Here is a 13,057-nt window from a genome sequence, read left to right on the forward strand (position 1 = left end):
GAGTGGGGAGTTTCCCTGTCCGCGGGGAGATTTAGTGTCCGCCAGCGGGCGACTGATCGTGTCCGCCACCGGGGAGTTCAAGAAGTCCGTTGACAGGCGGGTTGGTGGAGTTGTGGTGCCCCCTTGTGTGCCTGGAGTTTGTGGCAAGGACGCCGTTGGCGTGTGGCCGTCAGTCTTCTGCGTGTTCGGCGAGGTATTCGAGGGTGTCTTCCGCGGTGACGATGGGGAGCAGGCGCTCGTACTCGGCGTAGTCCTGGTCGGTCATGAGGGCGACGGCGTCGCCGACCACGGAGCCCTCCGGGAGCTTGGCGAGGTACTTGCGGACCAGGTCGATGAATGCCTGCCGTATCGCGTCGACGTCGCGCAGCCAGTCGGCCTCACGTCGCAATTGGGCCAGCCCGGCGGCCTGCTCTTCCGGAGTGATGGTGTTGAGCAGGAGGTGTTCGGCGCGGGTGAAGGGCCGCCCGTCGCGGTGATAGGGGCGCTGGGGGTCGTCGCGGTGGCCGTACCAGTCGATGTCGGTGAAGAGGACGACGACGTCGGGGCGGATGGAGGTCTGGGGCATGGGGGCTTCCTTGGCGGTGTCGTGTGATCGGTTTGCGATGGTGAGCGGTTCGGGGCGGTGTCTGTGGGTCGGGCTTGGGGCGTAGCGGTGCGTTTTTGCGCGGGAGGCGTGGGCAACGGGGAAGGGCTTTCGCTCCGGGCGTGGGGCGGCTGCTGATGGCTCTGGCCGATGGGTGGTCGGGGACATCTGCCGGTGACTTCCCTTGCTGGGTTGCAGTGGTCAGCGGCGTGGTGTGCGGGGCGTCGACGGGGTCGGCGTCTGCCGAGCGGGGGCTGGCTGGCTGTTGGCAGGAGCGGCCGAGTGGGCTTCCGCTGCCGGGACGCCGTAGGCGGGGAGGTCCGCGGTGCGGCGTAGACGCCAGACGAGGACATCGCTGATGGAGGTGGCGCTGGTCAGTTCGCGGCGCCGGGTGGCCTCGCCAAGGAGAGCGGCCGGGTTGTGGCCGGCGGCCTGAGCGTCGGCGAGGGTGGCTGCGAGGGCCGGCCAGCCGGGTTCGGCGAGGATTCGGTCGGCCAGCTCGGGCAGAGCCCGGCGCACTGCGGCGGAGTGGTGACGTTGCCGCGATGGGGCCAGATGCCGCCCCCGGTGGTTGAGCAGGGCCATGGGGTGTTCGGCGGCGGCCTGGTAGGCGGCGCGAAGGTGTGCGGCGGCCCGGTGGGCGGCCTCGGCCTGCTGGGCGTGCTGCTTCCTGGCGTGCCAGTGCGCGGCGGCGGTGATCAGGAAGAGCAGCATGTCGATCGCCATCGCGGTGGTGGCGCCGTCCTCGCCCCGGCCGAGGGCCGGACCGCTGTGGACGAGGTCGCGGGCGGCTCGGCGCAGGGCGTTGTCGTGGCCGCGTGCGGCGCGGACGTGGGAGCGGGAGGCCCGTTCGAACGCGGTGGCGGCGGCCTGTAGTTCGTGGTGGGTGTGGGTGGCGGAGGTCTGGGCGAGGGCGTCGAGGACTTCTCCTGCGGCGGCGATTTGGGCGGCGATGACGGCGTCGTCACCGTGGTCGATGACGCTCAGTGCCTCCCAGGCGGCGGCGCTGGCACGGCGGCGTGCGGTGGCGGGCCCGGTTACCGGTTGCTGGGCGGCGTCGTCGGAGGTCTTGGTCCAGCGTTTGCGGATGCGGGGCAGGGAGAGGTCCGGGGCGAGTGTGGAGCCGGAGTAGAAGACGGGTTCGCCGTGGGTGTTGAGGTCGTCGGGGAGGGCGACGGTGTAGCCGAGGGTGTCGCCCGACGGTGCGGTGCGGCGCCGGATGAGGACACCGGCTGTGGTGAGGCGGGTGAAGAACTCTTCCTCGCTGGCCGTGCCGGCCGCCGAGCGGCGGACCGTTTCGCGGAGTTCCTCGCGTGGTGTGCGCTGCCGGTGGTGGCGGTCTGCTTTGTGGCGTTCGGCGCTGGTGGGGCGCTTGGCGGCGGTGCCGTCGCCGGGTTTGACCCGGTGCAGGTCGTAGTCGGCTTCGATGCGGCGGCATTCGGTCTGGGCGCGCTGTCCGGAGCGGTGGTGGTTGGGGCGGCGGCCGTCTTCGCGTACGAGGGTGGCGATGAGGTGGATGTGGTCGTCGGCGTGGCGGACGGCGGCCCAGCGGCAGCCCGCGCCGTCGCCGGGGTCGATGCCGGTGGCGGTGATGACGCGGCGGGCGATGTCGGCCCACTCGGTGTCGGTGAGGGTGCGGTCGTCGGGGGCGGCGCGGACGGAGGCGTGCCATACGTGCGTGGTGGGGCGGGCGTGGTCGGTGAGGAGGTGGAGGGGTTCGTCCAGGAGCCGGGCGAGGTCGCCGAGGGTGTTGTGCGGGTCGCGTCCGGGGTCGGGGGCGAGGCCGTCGGAGGAGGCGACGAGGTGGGGGTCGGTGTGCTCCTCGCGGCGGCCGGGGCCGTAGAGGTAGGCGAGCAGGCGGGTGGTGCTGCGGCCTTGTTTGTGGATGGAGGGGATCAAGCGGTGGTGCCTTCGGCGTGCGGTTCGGTCATGCGGGCGGTGAGGTGGCGGATGCCGTCGATGGCGTGGCGGACGGCGGTGATCGTGTCGTCCAGGTTGTCGGGGTGGGCGCCGCTGTTGAGGGCGCGGGCTGTCTGGTTGAGGTTGTTGTTCGCGTGCCCGAGCTGGCGCCGGAGTGCGAAGAGGGCGGTCAGGGTGTCCTGCTGGGTGGCGATGGCGGCTGCGGTGCGGTCGAGGTCGCGGGCGGCGGCGAGGGCGCTGTGGGCGAGGAAGCCGGCGACGCTCATGCCGGTCGCTTCGGCACCGGCGGTGATGGTCTCGTGCTCGGGTTCGCTGAGACGGACGCTGTGGGCACGGCGCTGGGTACGGGCTCGCAGACGAGGCCTGCCCCGACGCCGTACCGGCTGCGGTCCGCCCCCGGCCGCAGCCCCCGTCTCCGGTGCCCCCTGGCGCGGGAGACGGCCCGCCACCCCCGGGGCGGGCACGGGTTCGGACGCACCCCCGGCGGGGGAGTGTCCGAACCTCCAACTTGCTCCGCCGGTGGCAGGTCCGGTGGGTATGCCGTTCCGCTCGGTGCGGTGTTGGCAGTGCTGATCGGACATGTGTCGGTCTCTCTGTGATGCGGTCGATGGGCTGTGATCTGTGAAGCTGACGGCTCGCGGTCTTGGGTCTTGATCGGCACTCGGTTCCGGGCGCTGTTCGGTCCCCCCGGTCCGGCGTTGGTCCGCAGGGCTGGTCCGCGGTCCCCTCCTGGTCCGCGCTATGGTCCGCGGTCCCCGGTCTGGTCCGGGATGTGATCCGCGGCTACTGTGCGGGCCCGTGGTCCGCGGTCCACTCGCTGATCCGCCCCCCGAGGTTGGTCCGCGGTCCGCAGGTTGGTCCCCGGACCACGGTCCCTGTCTGGTCCGCGGCCGGTACGCCGGTCCCGGTCTCGACCCCCGGACCAGGACTGCTTCGGGGACCGACCGAACCCCCTGAGCAGCAGCTTTCCAGGAGACGATCGCGTGCTGGTCCCATGAGGACAGACGGTCGGTCCCCGGTCCTGAGCACGCAGGGGTCGCGAAGCGGTCCCCAGCCCGGTCTCAGGTCCACGGCCCACGGTCCTCAAAGTGGTCCGCAGCCCACGGTCTGGTCCGCAGTCTGGTCCGGGCCGTGGTCCGCGGCGTGGTCCGCAGTCTCCAGACCGCGGTCCGCAGATGGTCCGCGCCCCCGGACCAGACCCGGCTCCCACCCCTCCGCAGACGAAGACAACCAACCCCTCACCCCGCCCGGACTCGCGGTCCACCTCATGCGGCGGTCCGCTTCCGGTCCACCCGTGCCGCAGCCCGGTCCACCCGCGACGGATGCGGTGAGGTGCGTGTGGCGTTCCCACGGACGGCGCCGTCGGGACCCACCCGGCGCTGGCGGCACGGCTCTCCCTCTGCCGCCTGGCACCACTCGCAGCGGACACCCAGCGGGTCGGGTGCACCACGGGCGATGGCGGTTTCGCGGGCGGCGCGGGCCGGCCGGAACCGGGCCAGCTCGGCGCGGACCGCAGGCGGGATGCAGGACCCGATCCCCCGCAGCCGGACCTCGATGCCCCGGGGCGGGCCACCACTGATCTCTCGATGTGTCGAGACGGGCACCGCACCAGCGGCCACAGCGCTGCGCCTGCTGCGCAGTTCGGCTCGCCAGGCGACGGGATCATCGGGATCGGCAGCGGGGGTCGGGTCGGTGTGCCGGTCGAGGCGTTCACGGCGGTGGGCTCGCCACCTGCGGGCGATGTCCGCCGGGAGGATCGGGTACGGCGAGTCGAGGACATGGGCACGTATCGTTGCGCGGATGTCCCAGCCGTGGGCGGTCGTGAGGGGCACGTCGTGGAGCAGTTCGTGCCACTGGGCGAGCTGGTCGCGGGCTTGGGCCGGGTCGGTGCGGATAGCGCGGGGGTCGAGGCGTCCGGTGTAGGCGAGGGCGGCGGCGGTTTCGCGTCGGTCCAGGGCGGGTCACTCCGTTCCGGTGGGTTCGTCGAGGGCGGCGAGAAGGGCGGCCATGTGCTGCTCGCTCCGGGTCATGCGAGGCGCGGCGGCGGGGGAGCCGTCGGGTACGGCGTAGAGGTTCGGCCGACCAGGAGCGGGGGTGTGCTCCCGGGTGATCCAGGCACGCCAGTCGGCAGCCCAGGCAGCAGCGGAACGCGGCTGCCACGAGTCCCGGTAGGTGCGCCATTTCTCATCGGCGGCACGGAGGGCGTTCTCGCCGAGGCGGTCGAAATGGCCCTGCTGATGCAGCCAGGCCCGGGTGTCGTCGCCGATCTGCCATTCGCCGGATGCGATGAGCGGAGCAGAGCTGCTGCTGCTCTTACTGTTCACCTTCGGTTCTCTTCTGTTCTGGGGGTCGGAATCCGTTCCCCCGAGGGGTCGGATTCCGTGTCCGCCTGGGGTCGCATTCCGTTCCCCCGGGCCGGATTCCGGCCCCTCTTCCGGCGGCTGCGCAGGGCCGGATTCCGATACCCCGGGGGTCGGAATCCGGCCCCCCTCCGCACCCTGCCCGGCGAGAAACCGGGCAGTGACGGGAAGCTGGTAGTAGGTCTCGCCCCGCGGCCCCTTGCGGCCGTGGATCTGGATCAGCTCACCGCTTTCGACGAGCTTGGCGAGGGCGTCGCGTACGGCGGTTCGGGAGGCGTTGGCGCGTTTCATGAGGGCGGGTACGGACGCGTACGCGACGCAGTGCCGGTCGGGGCAGCGGTCGGCGATCAGGGCGAGGGCGATCCGTGCGGTGCCCTTGCTGCGGCTGTGTTCCCAGACCCATTCGCGGGCGTCATGACTCATCGGGCGGCGGCTCCTGGGGAGTGAGGTGGGGGTGTGCGGTGCTCTGGCTGCGCAGCGGCCGATGCCCGGCGCTCGGACAGGTCGGGTCCTCGCGTTCAGCGGATCGGGCGCCTGGCCAAGACAGCCACATCACCGCCGTAGAAGTCCAGCATTCACCCGAAGAAATCAGACAGCCGACGGCGAACATGTTCTGCGAGCCATTCCTAAAACGGTAGACCCACATCCCCGGTTGGCGAAATAGACCGCCCATCAGGCGAAGCCAGAAGGATCACACCGGAAGACCGTTGACGTTTCGCGGGAACGCAAGCTACAACACAACACCCCACGTCAGGCAGGCTTCCGCAAAGGTGTCCACGGCCCGCCCTCCGGCACCGCGAACCCGTATTCCAGACCCCTTCCCCTCTCCGTGCGGGGCGCAAGGTAGCCGACGATCGCCGGTTTACCAAACCGGCAAATGCAGGGGAGCATTGATTCCATGGCAGCACGAACCCTGGAAATCAACCTGACCGGATCAGGGACAGCCCGAACCCTCGAAATCCCCTGCACCGAACGAGGTCCGATCCAGCACGAGTTGGCCGCCCACCGCGCACCCGACTGACATCGGACCAACCCAGACCCCACACCACCCGGCACCCGGCGCAAAGGACGCACCACCCTTGCCCATCCCCGTAACACCCCCAGCCCGACCCACCACCGCCCTCCTCCCCACCATCTGCACCCGCACGGAGGCGACCGCCCGTGCCTGACCGCCTCCTCACCGCCGCCGAGGCAGGCGAACTGCTCGGCACCGGAGAACGCTTCGTCCGCCGCCTGATCGCCGAGCGCCGTATCCGCTACATCAAGCTCGGCTGCCCGGTGCGTGTCCCGGAGAGCGCGATAGCCGAATTCATCGAGGCGCGCACGGTAGAGCCCCATCACCGCACCCGCCCTCGCCCCCGCCCCGGTTCCCGCTACGGACGAGCGGCTTGATGGCGGGACGCAAACCGCAGCGAAGACGCGAGTTCGGCACCGTCCGCAAACTGGCCTCCGGCCGCTGGCAGGCCCGCTACATCGGCCCGACCGGTCTCCGCTACACCGCCCCGGAGACCTTCGACACGAAGACCGACGCACAGGACTGGCTCAACCTCACCCGCGCCGACATCGAACGCGAGCACTGGCACGACCCGGACGCCGGTGCGGTCAACTTCGAGAAATACGCACTCCGCTGGCTGAAGGAACGCGGCCTGGCCCCCACCACGGTCGACCGCTACACCGGCCTCCTGCGCCTCCACATCCTCCCGGCCTTCGGCACCACCGACCTGGACGAGATCACCCCGCCCTCGGTCCGCACCTGGCGAGCCGACCGCCTCCAGGCCACCGGCGCGACCACCGTCGCCAAGTCCTACCGCCTCCTGAAAGCCATCCTCCAGACAGCCGTGGACGACGACCTCCTGCGCACCAATCCCTGCCGCATCAAGGGCGCGGGCAAAGAGGAGGCGGACGAACGCCCCACCGCCACCATCCAGCAGGTCTTCGACCTTGCCGATGCCATGGGCCCACGCTGGCGCCTGATGGTCCTCCTCGGCGCCTTCGCCTCCCTCCGCCCTGAGGAACTCGCCGAGCTGCGCCGCCACAGCATCGACCTCGACGAAGGCTCCCTCCGCATCACCCACGCCTCCCCGGAACTGACCAACGGCAAGCGGGCCACCGGCGACCCCAAGACCCGCGCGGGCAGACGCACCGTCCACCTCCCCGACTTCCTCCTCCCCGAGCTGCGCCGCCACCTCCAGTGGTTCGCCGAGAAGGAACGGGACGGCCTCCTCTTCGTCGGGGAGAAGGGCGCTCCCTTCCGCCGCTCGACCTTCGGCCGCAAGTGGCGCAAGGCGAGGACGAAGGTCGGGATGCCGGACAACTTCCGCTTCTACGACCTCCGCCACACCGGCAACACCCTGGCCGCCGACACCGGCGCCAAGCTGAAGGACCTCATGGTCCGCGCCGGCCAGTCCTCCGAGCGGGCCCAGCTCATCTACCAGCACTCCACAACCAGACACCAGCGCAAGCTGGCCAACGCCATCGACGCCGAGGTGAGAGGCCAGCTACCACCTCCACGCGCCGCCGCCGTCCCCCGCGTGTGGCACCCGGGACAGCGGTGACCACACACTGAGACAGGGCCTGGGACCGGTGCGGAACGGAACGGGATTTTCGCACAAGCGACTTTGCACTCACCCCATGTGGCAGTGATGCAGGTCACGCAAAGCAGGTCTCAAGATTTGAGACAACTCGGCCTCGGTGTGACGGAAGGGGCCAGGGAGGCACTCCATAACGACACCCAGGCGCCGACTTAGGGCACGCGAAGGGCACGCCGCCCCGAAATTGGACTAGACAACAAACAACCCCCAGGCCGACAACCTGGGGGTTCATCATGGAGCGGGTGACGAGAATCGAACTCGCGCTCTCAGCTTGGGAAGCTGATGTTCTACCATTAAACTACACCCGCACAAGGAGCCGATCTTGCCGCTCCGAACGTGCGCTCACTCTACCTCATGCCAGGCCCCCGGTGCTCGTACCGGGGGCCCGGCGCAGTAGTGAGGGGACACCCTCGGGCCTCCGAGGAGAGACGTCCCGCACCCTCCCGAGGCGAATGTCGGCCCGCTTCCGCCAGCCGTCTCCCCTGCGCTGCCGAGAGGGATGTCCCGGATGCCCCCGGTGTCGTCGAGGATCCGCCCCCTGAGGGTGTTTCAGGTTTCGACGCGGGCGGCAGAGGGGGCAGTTGGGGCGTACCGTGGAGGTCGGGTGTGGGTCGGAGTGCCGCCTGGAAGGGCGTCCCTTTCATCCCGTAATGTGAGGGCTTCGTCCGGCGAGGAACAGCCGGTCGTGGCTCTGGGGAAGGGACTCTTGGACTTGATGGAGCGCACCGTCGTCCGCTGTGCCGATGGGCACGTGTTCAGTACCGCTTCGTTCCCGATGCAGCAGGCCGAGCGGCTCGGGCCGGGTCGGCTCGTGCGATGTCCGCGGTGTGCGCGGCTGCGCAGCGTCGTGCCGGTTGCCCTGGTGGAGAAGCGGTAGGGGACCGTCCTCGCCGAGCCCGAGCCCGAGCCCGAGCCCGATCGCGTAGTCGTGCGTCGGTGATCGGGGAGGGGAGTCATCGCCGTCGTGGTGCGGCTTGCCGGCGCTCTCCAGGCCCGTGACCGCCGAGTCGGTGGTGACGGGCGTGGGGCGCGCGGGGCGGCGCGATTGTGGTGGGTCCGCGTGCCGTGCGTATCCTCGGGGCGTGCTTCTCTCAGACAAGGACATCCGGGCCGAGATCGACGCCGGGCGAGTGCGGATCGATCCTTTTGATGAATCCATGGTGCAGCCCTCTAGCGTCGATGTGCGGCTGGACCGGTACTTCCGGGTGTTCGAGAATCACCGGTACCCCCATATCGACCCCTCCGTCGAGCAGGTCGATCTGACGCGGATGGTCGAACCCGAGGGGGACGAGCCGTTCATTCTGCATCCCGGTGAGTTCGTGCTCGCCAGCACCTACGAGATCATCAGCCTGCCCGACGATCTGGCCTCCCGGCTCGAAGGGAAGAGTTCCCTCGGGCGGCTCGGGCTCGTCACCCACTCCACCGCCGGGTTCATCGACCCCGGTTTCACCGGGCACGTCACCCTTGAGCTGTCCAATCTCGCCACCCTGCCGATCAAACTCTGGCCCGGCATGAAGATCGGGCAGCTGTGTCTGTTCCGGCTCTCCTCGCCCGCCGAATTCCCTTATGGGAGTGAGCGGTACGGGTCCCGTTATCAAGGGCAGCGCGGGCCCACGCCCTCGCGGTCCTTCCTCAATTTCCACCGGACCCAGGTGTGAGCCCCGGGGCGACCGAATACGGTGACCGCCGGGAGAATCTGACCTACTCGCGCTTCGGGGACGCCGTACGGGAACTGGCCCAGGTCATCGCCGACGACGGGTACGAGCCCGACATAGTGCTGTCCATCGCGCGGGGTGGGGTCTTTGTCGCTGGAGGGCTCGCCTACGCGCTCGACTGCAAGAACATTCATCTGGTGAATGTGGAGTTCTATACGGGGGTGGGGACCACCCTCGACATGCCCGTCATGCTCGCCCCCGTCCCCAACGTCGTCGACTTCTCCGACAAGAAGGTTCTCATCGCCGACGACGTCGCCGACACCGGCAAGACGCTCAAACTGGTCCGGGATTTCTGTCTCGACGCCGTCGCCGAAGTGCGCTCCGCCGTCATCTATGAGAAGTCGCAGTCCCTGGTGAAATGCGACTACGTCTGGCGGCGGACCGACGACTGGATCAATTTTCCGTGGTCCGTCCTGCCGCCCGTCCACCGGACCACCGACGGAACGCCGAGGGGGAGTAGAGAGAACAAAGAGGGCGGGTAACTGGGTAACTGGTGAAGGCCGCCCCTACGCCGGGAGACGGCCCCCTACGCCGGGACGCGGCCTCATAGGACGGCCCCGGAGGGCAGCGCCCCCGCTCCCCCCGCCCTCAGAACGTCCCCAGCTTCACGATCGACAGCAGTGCGATCAGCTGGATCGCCGACGCCCCCAGCGCCTTCGGCCATGGCAGATCGTGGGAGCGGCTGACCATCAGCGTCAGCAGCGCGCCCGCCGCCACCCAGGTCGCCCAGCCCAGGATCTGGACGAAGGGCGCGTCGCCGCCCGCGAACATCGCGACGACCAGACGCGGGGCGTCGGTGAGCGAGGTGATCAGCATCGACAGGCCCACCGTCGGCTGCCATGCCCCGTCGCCGCCCAGCTGGCGGGCCAGGGTGTGGGTCACCACGCCCAGCACGAACGCGCTCAGCACCATCGCCACCGCCGTCGTCAGGACGATCGGGATGGCGTTGGAGAGCGTGGCGTTGATCGCGTCCTCGCGGGCGCCGTCGAAGCCGAAGACGGCCAGCAGGCCGTAGAGGAACGTCACGACGAGGGCCGGGCCCCACATCGCGTAGTCCCGCATCTGGAGGAACGTCTGGTTCGGGGCCAGCACGATGCCCCTCAGCAGGGCCTTCCAGTGCAGCCGCGGGCCCGCCGGAGGCGCCGGCGGGGTCGAACCCGCGTGGTAGGTCTGGCCCTGGGTGTAGCCGGCCGCCTCGTCGACGGAGAACGCCTGGGTGTGGCCGGGGTTGTTCGCGGCGTACGGGTCCGGTGTGCCCTGGTGGTAGCCGCCGTCGCCGAAGTACTCCGGCTCACCGTGATGGCCGCCGTAGCCGCCGTTGCCCGGCGGCGGCCCGGGTTGTCCCGGCGCGGGGGGCGCGGGGGGATAGCCGTACGCCGGCGGCGGTCCCTGGGGGGCCTGCTGCCCGTACGGAGCGTTGTGCGGTCGCGCTTGCGGGGCCCGGTTGTCCCGGCCGCCGCGTCCGATCCTGAATCCAGCCACGTCATCGAACGTACCTGGTCCCGGAGAGTGACGTACGGGAGCCGGGACCACGGGGTGGGGTTTGCGGCCGAGCTGTGACATCCCCTAGGGGGGTCGGCCGCGGTCCCCCTAGGGCGCCTGGCGGCCCCTTCGGAGCCTCCGGAGCCCCGCCCTCAGTCCCGGCCCGCCGTCCTCAAGCGCCTTCGTCTCAGCCTCGGCCGCCCGCCGGCACCTTTCCGAAGTACGCCGACCCCAGCCCCGCCCGCCCCGCCCCGCAGCACGGTCAGCGTGCCGGACGCGTCCGTGGCGCCGATCCGCTCGCCGTGCACGCCGACCACGATGTCCGTGTGGCCGTCGCCGTCCAGGTCGCCGGTGGTGAGGTGGTGGTGAGGCGGTCGCCGAAGTGGTCGGAGGTCTCCGCGGTGCCCGGGATGCCTGCGGTGGCCGGGATGCGGGCCTTGGCCTGGCTGACGATCTGGCGCTTGGCGGTGTCCAGGCCGTTCTTGGTGCCGTACGCGATCGCCGCACAGTCGGCGCCGGACCTGCCGGAGACCCCGGCCATCGGGGCGCCGATGGCCAGGTCCCGGTACCCGTCGCCAGGGAGCGGGGTTACTCGGCGAGTTCCCAGGCGAACGTCGCCGAGCCCTTCACTCCGGCCGCCGCCGCGGTGAAGGACGCCGCCTGGGACGTGGCCGGGCCCGCCGCCGCGCCGCGCAGGACGGTGACGGCGCCGTTCTCGTTCTCGTAGCCCGTGCCGATGACCAGTTCGGCCCTGCGGTCCTTGGTGAGGTCGGTGAGCTGGACGGAGAGGCCGAAGGCGTCGCCGGTCTCGCTGGCGCCGGGGACGCCCGCGGTGTTCTGGGTGAACGACTTGGCGCCGGTGCCGGTGAGGCCGGTGCGCGAGCCGAACAGGACCGTCACCGAGCCGCTGTCCCGGGCCGTGCCGTTGTCCTCGCCCCACGCGCCGACCGCCACATCGGCGAGGCCGTCGCCGTTGACGTCGCCGACCGCCACCGCCGAGCCGAAGAGGTCGCCGTTCTCGCCCGCCCCGGGCACGCCGGGCGTGTCCTGGTGGATGACGGTCGGGCGCTGGGCCGGGTCGGGGCCGTTCTTCGAGCCGTACCAGACCGAGATCCGGCCGCCCTTGTTGCCGCCGGGCAGGTCCGACGACGGGTCGCGGTAGTCGCCGAGGACCAGGTCGCCGTAGCCGTCGCCGTTGATGTCGCCGACCGCGCCGGGGTCGCCGTCGGCGCCCGGGAGGGCGATCAGGGCGTAGTCGGACTCGGGGAACTGCTCGTTGCCGGGGGCGTGGGTGGCGTAGCGGATGTCGCCGCGCTCGTCGCCGTCCACCGCCATCGGGTAGACGCGCTCGGCCTTGCGGTCGCCGTTCAGATCGCCCGCCGTCACCTCGTAGGTGGTGCCGATGCCCTCGACGGGGAGGTGGGTGCGGGGCTTTCCGGCGCGGGTGAAGGGTCCGTTGTAGAGGCGGGTGACGGTCTGGCCGGTGGCGGTCACATCGGCCTTGCCGTCGCCGTCGACATCGGCGACCGCCACGTCCGAGCCGTAGCCGCCCCACTCGGTCAGCCCGCCGGGCTGGGGCAGCGTCACGCCCCCGGACAGGCCGGACTTGCCGCCCCACAGCACGGTCAGCTCGCCCACGCCCCGCTTGGTGCCGGTGCTCTCGTACTGGGCGCCGACCACGAGATCGCTGTAGCCGTCGCCGTCCAGGTCACCGGCGGCCAGGCTGTAGCCGAAGCGGTCGTCGGCCTCGGCGGTGCCGGCCACGCCGGGCGAGTTCTGGGTGAACACGGCCTTCTTGGAGGCGGCGGTGGAGACGCCGGACGCCGAGCCGTACATCACCACGACCGCGCCAGCCCCGTGGGCCGAGCCGACGGTCGCGCCCCAGGAGCCGATCGCCAGGTCGCGGTAGCCGTCGCCGTTGAAGTCGTGCGCGAGGCGGGAGGGCGCGGTGGCGGCCGAGGCCGTGGCGGCGGGCAGGACGGGGGTCAGCAAGCCGGTGGTGAGGCCGGTGGTGAGGACGGTGGCGAGAAGAAGGGTGCGCTTGCGCAAGGGAACTCCGTGGCGGCGGGGAGAGATGGTGGAGACGGTGGAGATGGTGGTTAGGGATCACCAGGGGTGATCAGAGGAAGCGGTGGTGCGGCTGCTGCTGCCGTACGGTGCGGAAACGTTCCGTCGGCGATCATGAGACCCGTACGGGAGCCGAAGGGTTGTACGGGTTCCCGGACTGTATGTGAATCGGCTGTGCGGGGCCACCGGGTTTTCTGGGGCCAATGTGCCTCCGGAGCAGCGCACTTGAGCCCAGGTGGGCGGCGGTCGCGGCCGAGCCCCGCGCTGTCCCCCGCCCTATCCCCCGCGCTATCCCGTGCCCTATCGCCCTATCGCCCTATCGCCCTATCGCCCTATCGC

Annotated in this window: 13 protein-coding genes and 1 tRNA gene; 4 read left to right on the forward strand and 10 right to left on the reverse strand. The window is 70.7% G+C overall.

The features are described 5' to 3' along the window. Window positions 1-169: 169 nt before the first annotated feature. The 5 genes from ABZX40_RS27710 to ABZX40_RS27730 form a co-directional block, all read right to left on the reverse strand. Entirely contained in the window at window positions 170-565 is a 396-nt protein-coding gene (locus ABZX40_RS27710; protein WP_355735786.1) for a hypothetical protein, read from the reverse strand. Window positions 566-784: 219 nt separating this feature from the next. After that, on the reverse strand, window positions 785-2,482 hold the full coding sequence (locus ABZX40_RS27715) for a relaxase/mobilization nuclease domain-containing protein (protein WP_355735789.1): 1,698 nt from the start codon (window positions 2,480-2,482) through the stop codon (window positions 785-787). Next, entirely contained in the window at window positions 2,479-2,769 is a 291-nt protein-coding gene (mobC, locus tag ABZX40_RS27720; RefSeq protein ID WP_355735792.1) for a plasmid mobilization relaxosome protein MobC, read from the reverse strand. The genes ABZX40_RS27715 and mobC overlap by 4 nt, the downstream gene beginning before the upstream one ends. A 999-nt stretch (window positions 2,770-3,768) precedes the next feature. Then, entirely contained in the window at window positions 3,769-4,458 is a 690-nt protein-coding gene (locus ABZX40_RS27725) for a hypothetical protein (RefSeq protein ID WP_355736318.1), read from the reverse strand. A gap of 6 nt (window positions 4,459-4,464) precedes the next feature. Then, window positions 4,465-5,286: a helix-turn-helix domain-containing protein gene (locus tag ABZX40_RS27730; protein WP_355735794.1), complete on the reverse strand. Its 822-nt coding sequence runs from the start codon at window positions 5,284-5,286 to the stop codon at window positions 4,465-4,467. Between the two features lie 738 nt (window positions 5,287-6,024). Here ABZX40_RS27730 and ABZX40_RS27735 point away from each other — a divergent pair. Both ABZX40_RS27735 and ABZX40_RS27740 read left to right on the forward strand, forming a co-directional pair. Further along, a complete protein-coding gene (locus tag ABZX40_RS27735) occupies window positions 6,025-6,255 on the forward strand; it encodes a helix-turn-helix domain-containing protein (RefSeq protein ID WP_355735797.1) in 231 nt (76 codons plus the stop codon). After that, window positions 6,255-7,418 (forward strand): site-specific integrase, encoded by a 1,164-nt coding sequence (locus tag ABZX40_RS27740; RefSeq protein WP_355735800.1) that lies wholly within the window; start codon window positions 6,255-6,257, stop codon window positions 7,416-7,418. Before ABZX40_RS27735 ends, ABZX40_RS27740 begins: the two co-directional genes overlap by 1 nt. Before the next feature lie 270 nt (window positions 7,419-7,688). Here the strand turns inward: ABZX40_RS27740 and ABZX40_RS27745 are convergent. Continuing rightward, a tRNA-Gly gene (locus tag ABZX40_RS27745) sits at window positions 7,689-7,762 on the reverse strand. Between the two features lie 774 nt (window positions 7,763-8,536). Here ABZX40_RS27745 and dcd point away from each other — a divergent pair. Then, complete coding sequence (gene dcd / locus ABZX40_RS27750) at window positions 8,537-9,112, forward strand: dCTP deaminase (protein WP_355735802.1); 576 nt, start codon at window positions 8,537-8,539, stop codon at window positions 9,110-9,112. Then, on the forward strand, window positions 9,109-9,651 hold the full coding sequence (locus ABZX40_RS27755) for a phosphoribosyltransferase (protein ID WP_355735805.1): 543 nt from the start codon (window positions 9,109-9,111) through the stop codon (window positions 9,649-9,651). Before dcd ends, ABZX40_RS27755 begins: the two co-directional genes overlap by 4 nt. A 106-nt stretch (window positions 9,652-9,757) precedes the next feature. Here ABZX40_RS27755 and ABZX40_RS27760 read toward each other — a convergent pair whose 3' ends face one another. From ABZX40_RS27760 to ABZX40_RS27775, 4 genes are all read right to left on the reverse strand, one after another. Continuing rightward, entirely contained in the window at window positions 9,758-10,732 is a 975-nt protein-coding gene (locus ABZX40_RS27760; protein WP_355735808.1) for a Yip1 family protein, read from the reverse strand. Window positions 10,733-10,803: 71 nt separating this feature from the next. Continuing rightward, window positions 10,804-10,968: a hypothetical protein gene (locus tag ABZX40_RS27765; RefSeq protein ID WP_355735810.1), complete on the reverse strand. Its 165-nt coding sequence runs from the start codon at window positions 10,966-10,968 to the stop codon at window positions 10,804-10,806. Further along, window positions 10,914-11,192: a hypothetical protein gene (locus ABZX40_RS27770; RefSeq protein WP_355735812.1), complete on the reverse strand. Its 279-nt coding sequence runs from the start codon at window positions 11,190-11,192 to the stop codon at window positions 10,914-10,916. The genes ABZX40_RS27765 and ABZX40_RS27770 overlap by 55 nt, the downstream gene beginning before the upstream one ends. Window positions 11,193-11,239: 47 nt before the next feature. Further along, window positions 11,240-12,700 (reverse strand): FG-GAP-like repeat-containing protein, encoded by a 1,461-nt coding sequence (locus ABZX40_RS27775; protein ID WP_355735815.1) that lies wholly within the window; start codon window positions 12,698-12,700, stop codon window positions 11,240-11,242. Window positions 12,701-13,057 lie beyond the last annotated feature (357 nt).

This window comes from Streptomyces sp. NPDC004610 (assembly GCF_040609715.1).
Classification (GTDB): domain Bacteria; phylum Actinomycetota; class Actinomycetes; order Streptomycetales; family Streptomycetaceae; genus Streptomyces.